The organism is Flavobacterium granuli (assembly GCF_031456055.1).
Classification (GTDB): Bacteria; Bacteroidota; Bacteroidia; order Flavobacteriales; family Flavobacteriaceae; genus Flavobacterium; species Flavobacterium granuli_A.
This window is the reverse complement of sequence record NZ_JAVDTX010000007.1, coordinates 21,299-41,787: the sequence shown is the minus strand read 5'-3', so window position 1 is coordinate 41,787 and position 20,489 is coordinate 21,299. Positions and strand designations below refer to the sequence as shown.

The window sequence follows — 20,489 nt, the reverse complement described above, 5'->3', positions numbered from 1 at the left end:
GTAATTTTTAGTACTGCAAAATTAGTGTTTTCCTGTTGATTTTCCTTTTAAAATGATGCTTTAACCACCTAAATTGTATTATTTTGCACCATTATCTTAATTAACATGACTCAAATTCAAACGCTTTTAATCATTGGTTTTGTATGGCCCGAACCCAATTCTTCGGCTGCAGGTGGCAGAATGTTGCAACTCATTACTCAATTTCAGCAACAAGGGTACGCCATTACGTTTGCAAGTCCAGCTATGGATAGTGATTTTATGGTCGATCTGGCACCATTGAATGTGAAAAAAGAATCAATTGCCTTAAATTGTTCCAGCTTTGATACTTTTGTCAAAGAGCTGAATCCTGCTGTTGTTTTGTTTGACCGATTTATGATTGAAGAGCAATTTGGCTGGCGCGTTGCCGAAAATTGCCCCGATGCCTTACGAGTATTAGACACCGAGGATTTACATTGTCTGCGATTGGCAAGACAAAAAGCATTCAAGGAGCATCGTAATTTCACAATTACTGACACTTTAAAAGAAGAAGTTGCCAAAAGGGAAATCGCCAGTATTTTGAGATGCGACTTATCACTAATGATTTCCGAGTTTGAAATGGAATTATTAAAAACGACTTTTAAAATAGACGATAAACTGCTGTATTATTTGCCGTTTTTATTAGAACCAATTTCAGAGAAGACTTTTGAAAAGCTTCCTTCATTTGAGGAAAGAAATGATTTTATTTTTATAGGCAACTTTCTTCACGAACCCAATTGGAATGCCGTTCAGTATCTGAAAGAAACCATTTGGCCTTTACTAAGAAAGCAATTACCCGATGCAAACCTTCATGTTTATGGCGCATATCCTTCCCAAAAAGTACTACAACTACACCAACCTAAAGAAGGTTTTCATATCAAAGGACGTGCGATTGACGCCAATGAAGTAGTGCAAAACGCAAGAATTGTTTTGGCTCCATTGCGTTTTGGCGCAGGTATAAAAGGAAAACTGATCGAAGCCATGCAATGTGGAACGCCGAGCATCACAACCACTATTGGCGCTGAATCCATGCAGGGAAATTTGCCTTGGAATGGATTTGTAACTGATGATGTCACCGAATTTACAAATTCTGCCATGCAATTGTACCAAGACAAAAAAGTTTGGATATTGGCACAACAAAACGGAATTTCAATTATTAATGAACGTTATTCGAAAGAACAGTTTGAAAATGATTTTGCTTCCAAAATTCAGATTTTGCGTTCCAATTTACCTCAACATCGTTTGGATAATTTCTTTGGAGCTTTGTTACAACATCATACTTTAACTAGTACCAAATATATGTCACGCTGGATTGAAGCCAAAAACAGCAAAAAAGATTAATCCAGTAGCCCAATCACCCACCGATTATACTGATCAAACGGGTTTTTGTTGATTTTATCAACTAAGAATCTTAGTAACCTTGTATCTTATTCCATCAATTAAGAATTAAACTTGTTTTTTATTGCCTTTTTTTTACTTTTTAAAACACTAAATACCAGTAAACTGAATATTTTTATAAAATAAAAAGCAAAAATTCTTTCGAAATGTTTTGCATAAGCGAAAAACTAGCCTATATTTGCACTCGCAATAACGCAAGACATTGCAACCCGAAAGGGCGATTAGCTCAGCTGGTTCAGAGCACCTCGTTTACACCGAGGGGGTCGGGGGTTCGAACCCCTCATCGCCCACCATAATTTAGAAACCTCCAAAGTCATTTGATTTTGGAGGTTTTTTTTATGTTTAAAAAAATACTTATCAATCTTTATAGTTCTTTTTTCTTAATACATCGCCCTCTCGGCTCATCACCCTCGTGAAGCACAATATCGGAATGCAGAAACTCTGCGGCTTCTGCAGAATCTTTCACTTTGATGGCAGAGCGTTTTAACATTTCTGATTCAAATTCAGTCAAAACGCTTTCCCTCAATCCAGATTTTCTCCACTGAGATAAAGGTCGGCATCCCTTTGATATTCCGCGAGCAAGAGCAAGAGCATCCAGTAGTGCTTGATTTGCTCCCTGTCCTTTGAATGGACTCATTGGATGAGCTGCATCTCCGATCAGAGTCACTTTTCCTGCTTTCGCTAACAATTCTGATTTGAGTAATTCTCGATCATATACGGGATAACCCGAAATCTGCGTTTCTTGAGTTGCCGCTAAAATTTGAGGAATAGGATCGTGCCACTGCGTTCTGCGACACGCTTCCTCCTTAAGTGCTTGATTTCCTTGAGCACTTAACTTCTTAGCCTCATCTTCGTCCATTGGAAAACTAAGTTGCCACATCACAGAATCTAATGTAAAAGGCATTATATAGATTCGCTCATTGCCATTGGCCGTTTGAAATACTGTAGCCGAGTCTAGTAGAGAACTATCTATTCCTTCGAGTGCACTCATAGGACAAATCCCCAATATCACAATACAACCTAGGTAACGCAAAGGGGTAGTATCTTCACCAATCAGTAACCTCCGCACCGAACTGCGAATACCATCGGCTCCAACCACAAGATCTGCCTTGAAGCTCTTCAACTCTGCGTTTACTTGAAAGTTTAAATCAACACTACCTTCTTCACTTGTAGTAAAATCTATTAACTGATGTCCCCACTGTACCATATCATGTCCGCCGAGTTGCTTCAGTAGTGCTAAACGCAAAGATTGCCTTGCGATATGCACATTGGAACGTTTGGAAAATGTTTTCGCCTCTGACGGAATCCATTTTCTGACACCCCATTCTCCGATCACTTTTCCTTCTGTAGTATGAACCAAATGTCTTGTTGAAATCACCCCCTCCTCTAGCGAAAAAATACCCAATCCTGCGATTGCTTTACTGGCTTGCTGCAAAGTGAGTCCGTAGCCCTGAGATCGAGCTTCGAAGTTGTTATCACGTTCGAAAAGAGTAAAAGGAATTCCTCGGTGCAAACAGGCTACAGCTAGAGCAACTCCGCCAATACCTGCACCAATAATCGCAACATGTGGCAAGTTTTCTTTATCAGCAATAGGTGGACTGGCAGCATGAACCAAACCAGATCCAGAACAGTTCAAGCAAGGATTTAGGTGTGGCTTGGGACGAACTGGTACTTTACCTTCATTCGTTTTTTCAAATTGATCAAGTGCTGCTTGGTAACGAAGACGCACTTTCTTGCTAAGTCTTTGGCCTTTTTTGCCTCGTCCCTGACATTCCAGACAAATCGTCCAGCTAGCTTCTTCATTTTTCACTTTTCCCACTTCCTTTTTATTTACAGTGGTGCAAATTTAAAACAAAAGATTCGCAGTATTGCAGGGGCTTCTCTTGAAATAAATTTACATTTTTCAAATCCTAAAAAGATGATTCATCAATAACTTCGTAAAAACAAAAAAAACTTCTCAATTTCTCGAGAAGTTTTTTGTCGCACCACCTATAGCTTGATTATTTTATTATTGCAGGCAAAATATATTCTTCCATCATTTTATCCACTTGCGGATGCCCGTAGGGTCTGTTGAAAGCCTTTGCCGTAATAACAATCGTTAAAGGCAAGTCTTTAAAAATAAATATTTTGCTCCCGCCATTTCCAGCGCAATAAAAAGTCTCATAATCTTTCCCGTTTACCGTATACGTTTTGTTCCAAAATAAGTAACCGTAAAACTCATTCACTCTTTCAGGAATCTGGATTTGCCTTGTAAATGTTTTGTTCACCCATTCAGCTGGCAAAATTTGTTGTCCTTTCCATCGCCCATTGTTTTTGTACAGTTGTCCAATTTTTGCAAATTCTAACGAAGTCATTTGTAAACCACCTGCCGTATTAACCACTTTTTGTGGAGTGTATTGCCATTGGTATTTATCAATATTTAATGGCTTAAATAACTTTTTATCTGCGTATTCTTCTAACCCGTTTGGCACGGATTTATTTAAAATATCACCCAATAAAACTACCCCTGCCGTAAAATAATCCCATTGTTTGCCATTTGATTTAATACTGTCCATGGGCAAGTCTAATGCAAACTTCACCCAATTTTCGGTTGGGTACATATTATCTTCATTTCCTGGCGAATCGCTATTTTGATCTGAACCATCAAATGCCGAACTCATTGTCAATAAATCTTTCAACTTTACATTATCTTTTTTAGAACTGTAATTTGAAAACTTAGTCAGATCGTAGAAAGAGTTTAAGGTTTGATTCTCAGATTTTATATATCCGTCTTTTATCGCAATTCCCATCAATGCTGATGTAAACGATTTTCCGACTGAACGGGTGTCGTGTAATGTATTTCTATCTGCATTGTTAAAATATTCTTCCAACAAAAGTTCGCCATCTTTTATAACAACTATGCTTGTAATTGCTTTGAATGAATTTTCGGCAATGCTTTTATTAAGTTCTTCAATCTTCTTTTTATCATATTCCGAATATGATATTTCAAAACCGCTGTTAGTTCCAATAGGCTGAATCTCTATTTGTTTTGCTGTTATTTCAGGAGTATTAATTATTAAATCAAGCTTGCCTGACGCGATTAAATCTCCAACAATTGCTTCACTATTTTCATTCAATTTTACATACGGTCGCAATTCTACTGTTAGTTTATGCGTTCCATTGGTTAATGCTTTATCACCACCATTGTTTTTAAATCTGTCGAATAAATAAATTGACCACCAATCACCGCCTGCAGTATCTGTAAATGGAACTCGAAATGTAGTAGTTGTACTTTTCCTTAATCCGCAACCGTGATGGATATTCTCTTTGTAAATGAGGTTATTGTCTAGAAAAAATGAAAATTGATAATTCCCTTTTAAATTGAGTTCGTCAGCAGTAAGTTCAGGGGCAAGTCGGTGCATATAATTTGTAATCGAGTTGTCCATAAAAACTCGAATGTTCAAATTAGATTCTTGCTTTAATTCAAATGTTGTCAAAAAGTCTGACTCCTTGTATTGTTCCAAAGGAATATTTCCATTCATAAAAGTCACCTTACCGATATTATCTTTATGAATTTGGTTTTTTATTCCGTCGGTTTGAACAATATCTTTGATTTGTCCAAATGAGAAAAAACAAATGAAATTGCTAATCAAGATTAAGATTGTAATGTGTTTCATTTGTTTTGAAGTTTTTTTGTCGAATTATTTTAGGCGGCTGTTAAATCAAAGCGGTATGCAACGAGGTGTGCACAAATTAAAATAATGGAGTTTTTACCAACCTTGCGTCAAGCCATTCTTTAAGACTTCTTCGTATTTGTCTTTGTCAAAACTGTAGAGATTCGGGGCTTTGTGAGCTACGTTGCTTTTCTTTTCGTCCAACTTGGTGAGTATGCCGATGGAGGTTATTTTTCGGAGAAAATTTCGGCGATCAAGTGTTCTTCCCAATATGGTTTCGTATAATTTTTGAAGTTCGGGGATAGTGAATTTCTCTGGAAGAAGATTGTAACCTACAGGCATTAAATTTAGTTCTGTTCTTAATGTTTCTAGGGCTTTATCCAAAATTTCCCCGTGGTCCAAAATCAATTTCGGAACTTCATTATGATCAACCCATTCGACCATTTCGCCAGGATTATCAGTCTGTGGAATTGCTTTTAAAAAATTGACTAACGCATAATAACCTATGGTCACAAACCTACTTTTATACCATTTTACCTCCTCGGGCGGAATTCCAAAATAGGCTAAAGAGTCACTGCTAAAATGGTCCTGATTTCTCTTGACCTTACCAAAAGTTGAAAATTGTCTCAGAAAAATACCTTTAAGACCAGTCCTTGCTTGCAAAATACTGACAGCCGCTGTGTCGATATCTTCATCGACCGAAATGAATCCACCCGGCAAAGACCAACTATCGTCATACCCTGTTTTGATCAATAAAACCTTGAGCTGATTATCATCGAAACCAAAGATTACACAATCAATAGACAATCCGGGCTGATACTCTTTACTGTTTTTTAGATGTGTTTTTAACATGACTTTGTAGTATCCGTTACTCTTCTAAATTACTGTGCTGCAATTTAGTTCATTTTCAGTACAGCAAATAAACTAAATAAATCTTTACCATTGAAACTTATTTTGACAGCCAAAACTACTTCAAAATTGCAGATAATTTCAAAAATAAGATTTCAAAAAAATACAGGATCATTTGAAAACACTGATAAGTTTGTCAAATCAATATTCAAATCCATTTTTTTTATCAAAAATGTTTTTTGTATTAAAATTAAATGTACATTGCGTCATATTAACGCATTGCATTTTATTAAAAACCAACCACTTATAATTTATGAAAAATAAACTTTTGCTGATTATGGGAATTTTTATTTCTGTAACAGCATTCGCCCAAACCACCGATTATAGAGAAAAAGCCAAAAAATTGGTTTCTCAAATGACACTAGAAGAAAAAGCCTCTTTATGTTCTGGTGAAACGGCATGGTCAACACAAGCAATCCCAAGATTAGGAATTCCTTCTATATTTATGACTGATGGTCCTCACGGTTTGCGAAAAGCTGAGGGTTTCGATTTTGCCAATAGTGTTCCAGCCACTTGTTTTCCTACTGCCTCTGCTCTAGCTTCCTCGTGGAATACAGCTTTGGCACAAAAAATGGGTGAAGCATTAGCTATAGAATCACAAGCCAATGACGTTCAGATATTGTTGGGTCCTGGAGTTAACATGAAAAGATCTCCATTGGGCGGTCGTAATTTTGAGTACTTTTCCGAGGATCCGATTTTGGCGGGTAAAATTGCCACGGCATTTATAAATGGTGTACAAAGTCAAGGCGTTGGTACTTCGATGAAACATTTTGCTGCTAATAATCAAGAATTTGAAAGAATGTCCAACAGTTCCAATGTTGATGAACGTACCTTAAACGAAATCTACTTTCCTGCTTTTGAAATGGCAGTAAAAGAAGCGCAACCTTGGACGGTCATGTGCTCTTATAACAAATTGAATGGTATTTACGCTTCTGAAAATAAATATTTATTGGATGATGTTTTAAAGAAAAAATGGGGTTTCAAAGGATTCGTCGTTTCCGATTGGGGAGCTGTAAATGACAGACCATTAGGAGTTCAAGCGGGTCTAAATTTGGAAATGCCTTCAAGTGGTGGTTTAAATAACAAAAAAATCATCGAAGCAGTAAAAAGTGGTGCTTTGGCGGAAGCCACATTAGACCAAATCGTAATTGAAACTCTTGCTGTAACGCTTAAAGCAAAAGACAGCCACAAGAATGGAATCGTCGTGGACAAACAAAAACACAATGCATTAGCCAGACAAGTAAGTGGGGAATGTATCGTTTTATTAAAAAATGAGAACAATATTTTACCACTGACAACTTCAGTTAAAAAAATTGCAATTGTTGGTGCATTCGCAAAAACACCAAGATATCAAGGTTCAGGAAGTTCTCAAGTAAAACCAACGCAAGTAGAAAATGCTTTCGACGAATTACAAAAATTGTCCAAAGGCGCTTCATTAACCTATGCCGCTGGATATACCCCTGAAGGAGCAACAAATGAAACTTTGATTGCCGAAGCAGTGAAAAATGCAAAAGATGCTGAAACTGTTTTGGTTTTTGCAGGCTTACCAGGTATTTATGAATCTGAAGGGTATGACAGAGCGAATATGGATATGCCGGAAGGTCACAATAAATTGATTGAAGCCGTGGCCAAAGCCAATAAAAATGTGGTAGTCGTTTTAATGAATGGGGCTGCAGTTTCTATGCCTTGGAAAAAAGATGTTTTGGCAATTGTAGAAGCTTATTTAGGTGGTCAAGCCGGTGGTGGCGCTATCGCCGATGTATTGACTGGAAAAGTAAATCCTTCTGGAAAATTATCTGAAACTTTCCCAATGCGTTTGGAAGATACTCCTACTGCCATTGATTTTCCTTCAAAAGATAGCAATGCCAATTATGGAGAAGGAATATACATTGGTTACCGTTATTATGACAAAAAGAAAATCGAACCGAATTTTCCTTTCGGATACGGATTGAGCTATACTACTTTCAGTTATTCTGATATTCAAAGCAACACTGTCTCTGCAAAAGATACGGACGACATTATCATTTCATTGAAAGTTAAAAATACAGGTAAAGTAGCCGGTAAAGAAGTAGTCGAATTATACGTGCACGAACAAGCAACAGAAACTTCCCGACCTGAAAATGAATTGAAACATTTTGAAAAAATAGCTCTTAATCCTGGGGAAGAAAAAACAGTTAGCTTTCACTTAACATCTCGTGATTTTGCTTATTACAGCATCGCTTCACACGATTGGACAATAAAATCAGGAAAATTTGATATTCGTGTGGGAGCTTCTTCAAGAGACTTGCCTTTGCAACAAACTATCGATATTCAATCTACTAAAATGAATAAAATAGTTTACACCCGTAACACTTTGTTTAAGGAATTTAAAAATGCTCCTAATAGTGAGTCCATTTACGAACAAATTACCAAAGGTTTTACCGGTGGAAATAAAAAAGCTGTAACCGAAGAAGAAAAAAAAGCAGAAGCCTTTATGCAAGCGATGTTAGCCGATATGCCAATCAGCAAATTTACAGTAATGTCTGGTGGGAAATTCACTGAAGAAAATCTACAGGCAGTTTTAAAAAGCGCTAATTCAAATTAAAAAAAACACTTTATAATTGGTTATTAATAGTTGTTTATCTTTGAGGCTGTCTCTGTTGGACAGCCTCATTTTTAAAAAAATAAATCTACTCATATGGAAAAAACTACTTCTTTAACTTCAAAAAAACATTATCCAATACTTGACGGTTTACGCGGTGTTGCAGCAATCATGGTGGTTGCTTTTCATATTTTTGAGGCTCATGCGACAAGTCATTTGGACCAAATTATAAACCACGGTTATCTTGCAGTTGACTTTTTCTTCCTGCTTTCCGGTTTTGTTATTAGCTATGCTTATGATGATCGTTGGGGCAAAATGAGCGTTACCGATTTCTTTAAAATCCGCCTTGTCCGCCTGCAACCCATGGTGGTTATGGGAATGATTATTGGAGCCCTTTGCTTTTATTTCCAGGACTCCATATTGTGGCCAACAATTCACGAAGTGCCAGTATGGAAAACAGTGATTGTTATGCTTGTCGGATTTACATTGATTCCGCTATTACCATCTATGGATATAAGAGGTTGGCAAGAAATGCATCCGCTGAATGGACCAGGCTGGTCTTTATTCTTTGAATATATAGGCAATATTCTTTATGCCTTATTCGTAAGAAAGTTTTCGAATACAGCACTTGCCATATTGGTGTTTCTGTCTGGTTGTCTTTTAATCCATCTTGGTTTAACAAGTCCAAATGGTGATGTCATTGGTGGTTGGTCAATAGACGCCACACAACTTCACATCGGTTTTTCACGTTTGTTATTTCCTTTCTTTGGGGGATTATTATTGCATAGAATGGTAAAATTAACTTCTATAAATAATGGTTTCTTTTGGGCTAGTTTGTTAACGGTTATTGTTCTTGCAATGCCAAGAATTGGCGGAAGCGAACATTTATGGATGAATGGGTTGTATGATTCTTTGAGTATTATTATTATTTTCCCATTAATCGTATACTTGGGAGCAAGTGGAGAAGTAACAGGTAAATACTCAACTAAAATCTGTAAATTTTTTGGTGATATATCCTATCCCATTTACATAACACACTATCCACTTATCTATATTTACACAGGATGGGCTGCAAGCAACAAACCTTCCTTTGAAGAAGCATTACCTTTTGCTTTATTGACATTTATAGGATCTATTCTTCTTGCTTATACTTGTTTAAAATTATATGATGAACCAGTACGACTTTGGCTTAAACAGAAAATGTTAACGTCTAAATCAGTATTAATTACAGCCAAATAATTATATACCATTGGCAAGAAAGTCCTTTATAAATACCATACTATCTCCCTGATATAATCTTTTAAAGAAAAAAATGTCGGGCTTTTTGCAAATGCCAATGGTAATTTCCAAGAAAAAGCGATACAATTCATACGAATCGTATCGCTTTTGTGTTTAACCCAAACTAGAGATAAAAAACCATTAAATCAGTAATTTGTTTCCTTTTTTATAGTAGAATGTTTCATATATATATTCACTTGTTTATAACTTTGTAAAATGAGAATATTTAAAGACTTCAAAGCGTTCAATGAATATATAGGCTTGCCAAATCCTTTGGACAATGATATTGATATTGGTTATTATGATCCACCCAATATGCTTTTGAAGTCAGAACCTATAATGGTTGACTTTTACAGAGTTTCATTTAAAACCAATTTTGTTGACAAAACGACACCCAATGCAAAGCCTGTGAATGCGGTGTTTTTCAACAGTCCTGAAATGATTGGCGGATGGGATATTGAACCAACTTACAAGGGAATGTATGTGCAATTGTCAAAAAAAATTATTGACGAAAATCGATTTTTATTCAAAAATTATCTTGATTATGGTCTGCACGAACCTTTATTTCTAACAGACAACGAAATTGTAGAAATTACTACTCTTTTTGAACTGATGATTAAGTATTACAACAAAGAAAGACAAAATTTTGTAGTATTGCTTTCCTATGTAAATGTGTTGATTTCGTTGGTAGAAGCATTTTACAAAAGACAATTTTCTACCGACCCAAAAGAATATAATCGCATCGTAACCGATTTTCAGCAAAGTGTTAAAGACTATTACAATCGTCCTGTTTCCCAACTTCCAAATGTTCAATATTTTGCTGATAAATTAGGGCTAACGCCAAACTATTTAGGTGACATTGTAAAACATTTTACCAATAAATCTGCACTCGAAAATATTCACGATTTTGTAATTAAAAGAGCGAAAGAATTATTAGTAGATGACAAAAAACTAAACACCACAGAAGTAGCGTATGAATTAGGTTTTGAGTATCCCAATTATTTTTCAAAATTCTTCAAAAAACAAGTTAATCTCACACCAAAAGAATACCGATTGCAAACAATCGGCAAAAATTAATACAATCGAAACGTCTTTTATCAAGGCGTTTTTTTGTAATCAGTAATTTGTTTCTTTTTCTGTAGTAGTCTGTTTCCTTTAGCTGTTTTTCAGCATTCTATCTTTGCCCTATCATTTTAAAAGACAAAGCAATGGAGGCAAAAATCATTCTGATAACATTCGTTACAATGTTGTCATTCGGAACAAAATCAATAGCACAAAAGGTTGAAAAAGTTACATTCAACAACAATAATCTAAAAATGGCAGGGAACTTATACTTGCCTGCAGCTTTTAATGAAAACAAAAAATATCCCGTAATAATTACTGTTCATCCTGGCGGTGGCGTTAAAGAACAAACTTCGGGTTTGTATGCTCAAAAAATGGCAGAACAAGGTTATGTTGCATTGGCATTTGATGCTTCACACCAAGGCGAAAGTGAAGGATTGCCAAGATTTTTGGAAGACCCAACCCAAAGAGTTGAAGACATTAGAAGCGCGGTAGATTATGTAAGCACACTGAAATTTGTAGATGCTGAAAAAATTGGACTAATAGGCATTTGTGCAGGTGGGGGTTATTCTATAAGTGCGGCACAAACCGAACACAGAATAAAAACTATTGCCATTGCAAGTCCTGTTAGTACAGGTAACAAAAAAGGTTGGGACGGAAAAACACCTATTTCAGAATCGATAACAACATTAGAAGCAGTTGCAAAACAGCGTACAGCAGAAGCAAATGGAGCGAAACCAATATATATAAATTATGTACCTGAAAAACCCGATGCAAAAACACCAAATGATTTGGTTGAAGCATACGATTATTACAGAACACCCAGAGCGCAACATCCTAACTCTACCAATATTTTTCTATTTACAAGTTTAGATAAAATGATGGCTTTTGATGCTTATGCAAACATTGAAACTTTGCTTACGCAACCAATACTTATCATTGTGGGTAGTAACGCAGGTTCTCGTTGGCAAGGAGAAGAAGTTTATAAAAGAGCAACGAGTCCAAAAGAATTAAAGGTTATTCAAGGTGCAACGCATATGGATTTATACGATATTCCAAAATATGTAAATCAAGTTGCTACTACTATGACAACCTTTTTTGGTAAAAATTTAAAATAATATTAAGCATTTAAGAATGGAAAAATCAAAAAAAGTATTGCTAATCAATACACATTTAACCTATCCAAATTGGTCAGAAGGAACGTTAAATAACTCATTTGTACAAAAAGCAAAAGACTTTTTCGAATCTAAAAGTTTTGAAGTTTTAGAAACTAAAGTTGAAGACGGCTACAATCCAGAAGTAGAAGTAGAAAAACATTTGCAAGCAGATATTGTAATTTTACAAACACCAATAAATTGGTTTGGTGCACCGTGGATTTACAAAAAATATGTGGACGAAGTGTTCAATAGTGGATTTGCCAATAAATCGCTATTAACGGGTGATGGCAGAACAAATGAAGACCCGACAAAACAATACGGATCAGGCGGACTGATGCAAGGTAGAAAATTTATGATTTCCGCGACTTGGAATGCACCAGCTGAAGCATTTGATAATCTTAATCAAAAATTATTTGCAGGCAAAGGCTTAACAGATATTTTCTTGCACATTACTAGTAATTATCGTTTTTCAGGTTACGACATTATAGATAGTTACAACTGCTTTGATATTTATAGACTTGGCGACATGGCTAAAGACCTTGAGAATTACCCAAATCATTTAGAAAACTACCTACTGCAAAAATAAACATTGGACTTAAAGAGAAAAAAATATCGCAATTTTTATAAACGCCAATCGTAATTTTACAAAAAAAGCGATACAATTCAGAAGAATTGTATCGCTTTTTACTTAAGAAAATGGTGTTATTTTACCAATTCAAAACTGTCTCTCAAACGGATATCTGCTGAAGATGAACCAATCATCAAATCAAAATCACCTGGCTCTGAACCAAATTCCAATGCATTGTTGTAGAAGGATAATTTTTGATTGTCAATAGTAAACTGTAATGTTTTCACCTCACCTCGATTCAATGTGATTTTTTGGAAATCTTTCAACTCGATTATAGGACGAACTACAGAACCAAATCTATCTTTCAAATACAACTGAACTACTTCCTCACCTTTCACACTTCCTGTATTTTTTATATTTACCGAAACCGTAATTGATTCAGTGTTTTTCATTGTTTTTTTAGACAATTTCAAATCAGAATATTCAAAAGTCGTATAACTTAATCCGAAACCAAATGGAAATTTTGGAGTTGTTGGTAAATCGATATAAGCCGATTTGTAAATTTTATCTTCATTGATAGAAGGTCGTCCAGTATTGAAATGATTGTAATAAATTGGAATTTGTCCTTCGTTTCTTGGGAATGACATCGGTAATTTTGCAGACGGATTGTAATCCCCAAAAAGTACATCAGCAATAGCATTTCCAGCTTCTGAACCCAACCACCAAGTATAAACAATCGTTGGCATATTATCGGCAATCCAATCAATAACAAGTGGTCTTCCCGCATTTATCAAAATAACAATAGGTTTCCCTGTTTTTTGAAGTTCTTTGATTAATTCTTCCTGAACTCCTGGTAATTGTAAATTACTTTTACTTTTGGCTTCACCACTTTTGTTGAAGTTTTCACCAATACTTAAAATGATAACTTCAGCTTGACTTGCAACCCTCAAAGCATCTGCAAAACCTTCTTTGCTTTTGTCTTCCACACCACATCCTTTGGCATACAAAATTTTGGTTCTTTTGCCTACTTTATTCTCCAAACCTTCCCATTGAGAGACGATGTAAGTCGAATCAATACCTTTTACGTCAACAGCCCAAAATCCGTGATTGTCTCTTTTCGGTTTTACCATTGGTCCAATAAAAGCAATCGTTTTTAAGCCTTTGGAAAGTGGCAATACGTCTCTTTCGTTTTTAAGTAAGACGATACTTTTAGCAGCCATATCTCTAGCCGCTTTGGTGTGTTCTGGATTATTCATTTCTTTTTGCTCCCTTTCTGGACTGCAAAATTTATACGGATCATCAAATAATCCCATTTCAAATTTCTTGCGTAAAATTCTTTTTACAGCATCATCGATTAAAGCCACTGGAACTTTATTTTCTTTCACCAATTGTTCTAGATTATAACGATACGCATTGCTCTCCATATCCATATCACTTCCTGCTGTTATCGACGCAAGAGCTGCTTCTTTATTATCTTTTACATAACCATGAGCCACCATTTCGCCTATCGAACCCCAATCGGAAACCACAAAACCTTGAAAATTCCATTTTCCTTTCAAGATATCTCTAAGTAAATAGTTATTGGCACTCGCCGGTATTCCGTTCAAGTCGTTGAATGAATTCATGAAAGTAGCGGCACCAGCATCCAAAGCCGCTTTGAAAGGAGGCAAATAAGTTTCCCAAAGCATTCTGTCACTCATGTCAACCGAGTTATAATCACGTCCGCCAACGGCAGCTCCATAAGCAGCAAAATGTTTTACACATGCCATAACCGAATTCACGTCTCCTAGGTTTCCTTGAAATCCTTTGACTCTGGCATAAGCAATTTTAGATCCTAAATAGGTATCTTCCCCTGCTCCCTCCATAACTCTTCCCCAACGCGGATCACGAGAAATATCAACCATCGGTGCAAATGTCCAGTGAATTCCAGAGGCAGCAGCTTCTGTCGCAGCAACTCTAGCCGCAAGTTCTATAGCAGTTAAATCCCAACTCGCCGCTTCGGCCAACGGAATAGGGAAAGTAGTTTTGTAACCATGGATAACATCAAGACCAAATAACAACGGAATTTTCAATCGGGATTGCATTGCCAATTCTTGGTACTGTCTTGTATATTTTGTACCCATAATATTCAACATCGAACCAATCAATCCTTTTTTGATTTCGCTTTGTTTATTGGAATTAATCGTAATTGGCCCCGTAGCAGTATTGTCTCCTGTATATTGGTTTAACTGTCCTATTTTTTCTTCAAGTGTCATTTGCTTTAGCAAAGCATCTACTTTCTGGTCTACAGTTTGCTGCGAAAAGGCAAAAACCGATGCGAATACGAATGCCAGTGTTATTGATTTTTTCATTTTTTAAATTTTTATTTAGCTGTTTTAAACTCCAAATAGTTAAGATTAAAATTTCCTCCTTCAAAGTGAACTCGGATTTTGTTCATTCCTTGTTTAAGAGCTACATTTTTTATTTCAATTGTTTTCCAAGCTGCTTCTCCTCCTGTAACAGGAAGTTCGGTTGTTTCCGAAATTTTCTTTCCGTCCAATTCCAAATACAATTTACCTCCCGATTTTTCACTCGAATATCGAATATCAACATTAAAGATACTTTGTTTTTTTACATCAATTGTAAATTGCAACCATTCACCCTCTTCTATAAAGGAGACTTGAAAACCGTTGGTTATTTTATCCGTACAAGCTACAATATCAACACCATCATTTCTCATTTTGCCTCCTTTATTCCATTGGGTAAATTTAGTTCCATCGTAATTTGCCACATCCTTATCGGAGTAAGCAAAACCGTTTTGTCCCAAATCAAATTCGGTCGCAAACACTTTCCCTGGAGCCACATGATTTTTATACTTTTTGGTATCGTTAGTTTGTACTTGTCTGAACATTGCATCAATCACATCATATCTGATGGTCAAATGTTGCATTTTATAGTTTTCAGCCATTTGCATCATGACTTTCTTGGAGAATTCCTGACTCGGTTTTTCTCCCCCGCTTTTCCAGTATTCCAAGATTTTGTCGTAGCCCACTGGTTTAGTAACCGAAGTAACTCCTGCTAAATTCTCAATTTTTTTCATTGGCCAAAAAGCCCAACCAATATTATTGGATTCCATCAATGAGATAGCTTCCTCAAACCACACATTAGAGTTTTCACCACTTTCACCCAACCAAATTGGCACATTGTATTGAGTCCTGTAATTCAGCATTGTTTGGATGGATGCCTTGTCATTTATATTCCAATATTTATGAAAACTCAAAGCTATATTCTCATCCCAAAGCGGAAACATTCCATTGTAATTATTCCCCCAACAATTTCCTTCAATGAAAATTAAATGGTGCTTATCAATAGCTCTTATCGCATTTGTAAGTCGAACCTGCAACGCTTTTAAAGGAGCGTTTGAGGTTTCGTCACAACCATTTTGATTCGTACCTGTAAAATTCCAATTGGGTTCATTGACAATGTCATAAGCACCAATCCACGGACTGTCTTTATAACGTTGCGCCAATTTCTCCCAAAGTGCCACCATTTTATCCTGATTTGCAGCACTCTCCCAAAGCGATGGTTTCGAATCATCGTAGTCTGATATTGCAGCATCTTTCCCTTGTCCCCCAGGAGCTGCATGCAAGTCAAGAATTAAATATATTTTATTGGCAGCACACCAGTTTAATAAATCATCCGTCATTTTAAAACCTTCCTCAAGCCAAGTAATTTGCCCGTCTTTTTCGGTTTCAATTGCTGGAGTATATAAATTGTAATGCATTGGCAATCGGATGGAATTAAATCCCCAAGCTGCCAAAGAATCAATATCTCTCTTTGTTATTCCGTTTGCTTTGTATGCCTTATAGAATTCTTCGGTCTCTTTTGTACCAATTACATCAGTAATTTTTTGTTTGATTTTATATTGAGGGCCTGCAAAAGCACCCGTTTGAATCATGTAGCCTTCCTGAACCATCCAGCCTCCAAGTCCCAAACCACGCAAAACAATATTTTTACCGTTTCCATCCACAATTTTCTGTCCATCTCTGTGCAAAAACCCCTGTCCAAAAGAGGCAATGGTGAAGCACATGAAAGAAAATACGATTATTTTTTTCATCTCAATTAATTTTAAAAATTTGAATATTTAAGAATATCTTGGGCGTGTCACCATTAGAAAAAGAGGGCTGACATACAGTACCGCCTATTCGCCCTCTTTCCCTAATGCTGTCGGGCTATACGCGCTACTTCGGCAGCTTGCTTCTATCCCTCACGCGTAACTAACTTTAAAGGTCACAAGAAATTTTACATATTTAATACACCAAAGTCTGAATCGAATTCGGCAAAATGCTAATTTCGGTGGCTTGAGTTCCCACGCACAAATTATACTGAACTGTAACGTCGCTTTGATTCATTACAACAGTTACCATTTTTCCATCTTTGTTCAAAAATGAAGTACTCAACAAGCTGCTTCTACTCACGGCAGTACTAACTCTTTTGGCTTCAGGACGTATAAATTTTGAAAAATGCCCAATGTAATAATACGATGGAGTATAAATCAACTCTCCCGTTTTGCTATCAGCATGAACTGGAGCAAAACAAAAGTTACCCACGTGATTAGGTCCGCCATTTTCATCCAGAAGAATATTCCAATCTGTCCAAGCCACAGTTCCGTTATTGAAATCATGAATCATAGAAGTTCCATAACGTTCTCCATTAGCCCACAATTGGTAATTTTTTGCATCAAATTTCTCGACACAACCTTCAGTAAACATTAAATTTTTATCAGGATATGCTTCATGAACTCTAGCTACATTCTCAAACATTGGATGTCCTCCAGCCCAAGTTTCATACCAATGGAATCCCATTCCCCAAATATATTTCGATGCTTCGGGATCAGAGAAAACAATATTGGCTCTTTGTACCATCAAATCACGGTTGTGATCCCAAGCAATGATTTTTTTATCGCCCAAACCTTCTTTTTTCATAGTTGGTCCAAGGTAATTTTTTACGAAATCTCTTTCTGCTTCAGCAGTATATACACAAGATTCCCATGTTTGAACTGCCATTGGTTCATTCTCTGTACTGATTCCCCAAATTGGAATTCCTTCTTTCTCATAGGCTTTTACAAACTTGGTATAATACGTTGCCCAAGTCTGAAAAAACTCAGGTAATAATGTACCGCCTTTCAGCATATCTTTATTGCTTTTCATAAAAGCAGGAGGACTCCAAGGAGTTGCATAGGTCGTAATTTTTCCGCCCGCAGTTGCAATTGCTTTTTTAATTAACGGAATTTTATATTTTCTATCGTGTTCAATAGAAAAAGTTTTCAATGCCGTATCACCTTCATCAATATAAGTATAACTCCCTGAACTAAAATCGGAACTATGAATAGTGGTACGCATCAAATTGTAGCCAATTCCTTTTTCTGTGTTATAATAAGCATTCAGTAATTCCTCTTGCTTTTCTTTGGATAATTTGGCGAAAACTTCGGCACTTGCATCTGTTATTGCTCCTCCAATTCCCATAAAAGACTGGAATGTTTTATCTGGATTTACAAAAACGCAAATCTGTCTTTCTGTTGGTTGAGCCAATTCTGAAAACGTAAGGCTTTCTGTTTTTGACAATCTCAAATTAGTACTTTCGGCCGTAGTGTACACCGTAACGGTTTTTCCATTTGTTGAAAAAGGATGCGCTTGTGATTTACTTTTTTGTTGTCCAAAAACAAAAAAGGTAGCTAGTACTAATGCTGTGGTGGTTAATTTTTTCATATTAAAATATAGTTATTCAATAATTTATTTCGATAAAAACTGGAAAATGATCTGAGGGATATCTCAAATCTTTGGTGTCTGATAAAACAGCATATTTTTTAACGCTAATAGAGCTGCCTTTTGATAAAAAAATGTAATCAATCAAACGTGTTGAAGCTTCATTATATTTAAAATTATTAAAAGTGCCATAAGGTCCAAAAGGTTTTTCTTGTGAAATTGATCTGGCATCATTCATTTTATTCTTTAATGCAATTATCCTCTCGGTTTCTGGTTCTGAATTAAAATCACCCATCAAAACAACAGGATATTTATTAGTATTTAATTTTTCAATTCTTGAAAGTATCAGTTCTAATCCTTTGGTTTTTGCCTCTTCACCGACATGATCCAAATGGGTATTAAAAATCCAAATCAATTTATTATTTTGCTTATTCTTCAAAAGCGCATAAGTACAAACTCTATTATAAGCAGCATCCCAGCCTATTGAAATGGTTTCGGGTGTTGGCGATAACCAAAAGGTATTGGATTCTATTATCTTAAATTTTTCTTTGTTATAAAAAATATTCGACGATTCTCCTTTTCCTATTCCGTCTCTTCCTATTCCTACATAACTATATTGAGGAAGTGCTGTTGCAATATCCAATACTTGATTGGGCTTTGCTTCTTGAACTCCAAAAATATCAGGAGCATAAAATTGAATCTGTCCATTAAAAAAATCTTTCCTATGTGCCCAGTCGTTTTCTCCATCCGATTCGATATCTAGTCGGATATTGTAAGTCATCACTTTTAAAGTTTGTGCATTAGAAAAAATACCAACCAGACTAAAAATGAATAAAACTGCTGCTTTTTTGTAGAGAATCATTTTTCTTTTTTTACTCGTTTTTATTAGTCATACAATGCCGAATGATTCTTCATTAGAGCTTCTATCAAACTTAACAAAATAGAAGCTACTAACGAAGACCAAACAAGCTAACTAACACAAAAAAATAATCAATTATAAACTCTTACATAATCAATTTCAAAAGTAGAAGATGTAAAATTGGGATCAATTGCCCCTCCAAAATCTCCTCCGATAGCACAATTGATTATCAGGAAAAAATTTTGATTAAATGGCAAACTAGCATTATTAGTAAACGTATAAAATAAGGTATCATCAATATAAAATTTTATTGTTTCTGCCCTCCAATCAACAGTATAAGTATGAAATTCAGAAGTAGCCGTTGAAATCATTTTTGTTAATCCATCTCCATTTCCACCTGAATGCCCAGGATGATGTAAGGTTGAAAAAATTTTATTTAACTGATTACCTACATGTTCCATGACATCAATCTCACCACAAGCAGGCCAACCAACTGTTGATATATTACTTCCAAGCATCCATAATGCTGGCCATGTTCCAGCTTGTGCAGGTAACTTGGCTCGAAACACAACTTTACCATACTTTAAAGAAAAATTTTCCGACGTTTGAAGCCTTGCGGAAGTATAAGTACTCCCCAAATAATTTTCTTTTATTGTATGAATTTTTAAAACACCATCCTTTACAACAGAATTTTCAAGTCTTTTTGTATAATATTGAGGTTCGTTATTTCCCCAACCTCCGGCTCCAAGATCATAACTCCATTTTTCACTATTTGGTGCTCCATCAACATCAAATTCATCCGCCCAAATTTGCTTACTAGCAACAAAAACCACAATAGATTTTGTTGAATTTAAATATTTTAAACCGTTGAATGCTGTGACATTTATATCGAACGTTTTGGTACCGCTTGAAGTATAGGTGTATGTAAATACTCCCGTAGTAGTTTCTAAAGTTTGTCCATCACCAAATATAACTTTATATGAAGTCCCACTATTTGAGTTGATTTTAAAATTAACAACACCGCTTCCATCACCATTTGGCAACTGAGATGTAGTTCCAACAACTTCAGCATTTATTACTAATTTTGATTCTGTATTCTCTACTATAGGTTCATCTTTACTCTCTCCAGAGCTACAACTCAATAAGGCTAAAAATAGCAACATTGGCAATGCCATAATCTTTTTAAATATTTCCATTATTTTAATTGAATTATAAGCAGAAGACAGAAATAATAAGTCAAACCAACAACGCCATTAAAGACACTT

The 20,489-nt window shown here is 35.8% G+C and carries 14 protein-coding genes and 1 tRNA gene; 7 read left to right on the top strand and 8 right to left on the bottom strand.

Annotated features, from left to right (window positions below):
- Positions 1–105: 105 nt before the first annotated feature.
- Positions 106–1,356 (top strand): glycosyltransferase, encoded by a 1,251-nt coding sequence (locus J2W95_RS14675; RefSeq protein WP_310008337.1) that lies wholly within the window; start codon positions 106–108, stop codon positions 1,354–1,356.
- 272 nt (positions 1,357–1,628) lie between these two features.
- Positions 1,629–1,706: transfer RNA gene (locus J2W95_RS14670), tRNA-Val, on the top strand.
- Between the two features lie 71 nt (positions 1,707–1,777).
- On the opposite strand, the gene J2W95_RS14665 is transcribed toward J2W95_RS14670, so the two are convergent.
- The 3 genes from J2W95_RS14665 to J2W95_RS14655 form a co-directional block, all read right to left on the bottom strand.
- Positions 1,778–3,232, bottom strand: a complete 1,455-nt coding sequence (locus J2W95_RS14665; protein ID WP_310008335.1) for an NAD(P)/FAD-dependent oxidoreductase — start codon at positions 3,230–3,232, stop codon at positions 1,778–1,780.
- A 181-nt stretch (positions 3,233–3,413) separates the two neighbouring features.
- A complete protein-coding gene (locus J2W95_RS14660) occupies positions 3,414–5,069 on the bottom strand; it encodes a serine hydrolase domain-containing protein (protein ID WP_310008333.1) in 1,656 nt (551 codons plus the stop codon).
- Between the two features lie 93 nt (positions 5,070–5,162).
- Positions 5,163–5,918 carry an NUDIX hydrolase gene (locus J2W95_RS14655; RefSeq protein ID WP_310008331.1) on the bottom strand — a complete coding sequence of 252 codons (756 nt, stop codon included), beginning with the start codon at positions 5,916–5,918 and terminating at the stop codon, positions 5,163–5,165.
- A 310-nt stretch (positions 5,919–6,228) separates the two neighbouring features.
- Between J2W95_RS14655 and J2W95_RS14650 the strand changes: the two genes are divergently transcribed.
- The 5 genes from J2W95_RS14650 to J2W95_RS14630 all read left to right on the top strand — a co-directional run bounded on the left by J2W95_RS14650 (position 6,229) and on the right by J2W95_RS14630 (position 12,639).
- Positions 6,229–8,559, top strand: coding sequence for a glycoside hydrolase family 3 C-terminal domain-containing protein (locus tag J2W95_RS14650; RefSeq protein WP_310008329.1), 2,331 nt, complete (start codon positions 6,229–6,231; stop codon positions 8,557–8,559).
- A 93-nt stretch (positions 8,560–8,652) separates the two neighbouring features.
- Complete coding sequence (locus J2W95_RS14645) at positions 8,653–9,795, top strand: acyltransferase family protein (protein WP_310008327.1); 1,143 nt, start codon at positions 8,653–8,655, stop codon at positions 9,793–9,795.
- A gap of 255 nt (positions 9,796–10,050) precedes the next feature.
- Positions 10,051–10,911, top strand: a complete 861-nt coding sequence (locus tag J2W95_RS14640) for a helix-turn-helix domain-containing protein (RefSeq protein WP_310008324.1) — start codon at positions 10,051–10,053, stop codon at positions 10,909–10,911.
- A 131-nt stretch (positions 10,912–11,042) separates the two neighbouring features.
- Entirely contained in the window at positions 11,043–12,014 is a 972-nt protein-coding gene (locus J2W95_RS14635; protein WP_310008321.1) for an alpha/beta hydrolase, read from the top strand.
- 16 nt (positions 12,015–12,030) lie between these two features.
- Positions 12,031–12,639 (top strand): NAD(P)H-dependent oxidoreductase, encoded by a 609-nt coding sequence (locus J2W95_RS14630; RefSeq protein ID WP_310008319.1) that lies wholly within the window; start codon positions 12,031–12,033, stop codon positions 12,637–12,639.
- A gap of 116 nt (positions 12,640–12,755) precedes the next feature.
- On the opposite strand, the gene J2W95_RS14625 is transcribed toward J2W95_RS14630, so the two are convergent.
- The 5 genes from J2W95_RS14625 to J2W95_RS14605 form a co-directional block, all read right to left on the bottom strand.
- Positions 12,756–14,972, bottom strand: a complete 2,217-nt coding sequence (locus J2W95_RS14625; protein WP_310008316.1) for a glycoside hydrolase family 3 N-terminal domain-containing protein — start codon at positions 14,970–14,972, stop codon at positions 12,756–12,758.
- Positions 14,973–14,983: 11 nt separating this feature from the next.
- Positions 14,984–16,717, bottom strand: a complete 1,734-nt coding sequence (locus tag J2W95_RS14620) for a cellulase family glycosylhydrolase (RefSeq protein WP_310008315.1) — start codon at positions 16,715–16,717, stop codon at positions 14,984–14,986.
- A gap of 193 nt (positions 16,718–16,910) precedes the next feature.
- On the bottom strand, positions 16,911–18,368 hold the full coding sequence (locus tag J2W95_RS14615) for a glycoside hydrolase family 30 protein (protein ID WP_310008313.1): 1,458 nt from the start codon (positions 18,366–18,368) through the stop codon (positions 16,911–16,913).
- A gap of 16 nt (positions 18,369–18,384) precedes the next feature.
- Complete coding sequence (locus J2W95_RS14610; protein ID WP_310008311.1) at positions 18,385–19,227, bottom strand: endonuclease/exonuclease/phosphatase family protein; 843 nt, start codon at positions 19,225–19,227, stop codon at positions 18,385–18,387.
- 128 nt (positions 19,228–19,355) lie between these two features.
- The gene (locus J2W95_RS14605) at positions 19,356–20,420 is read right to left on the bottom strand and encodes a family 16 glycosylhydrolase (protein ID WP_310008309.1); all 1,065 of its coding nucleotides are present in this window, start codon (positions 20,418–20,420) and stop codon (positions 19,356–19,358) included.
- Positions 20,421–20,489 lie beyond the last annotated feature (69 nt).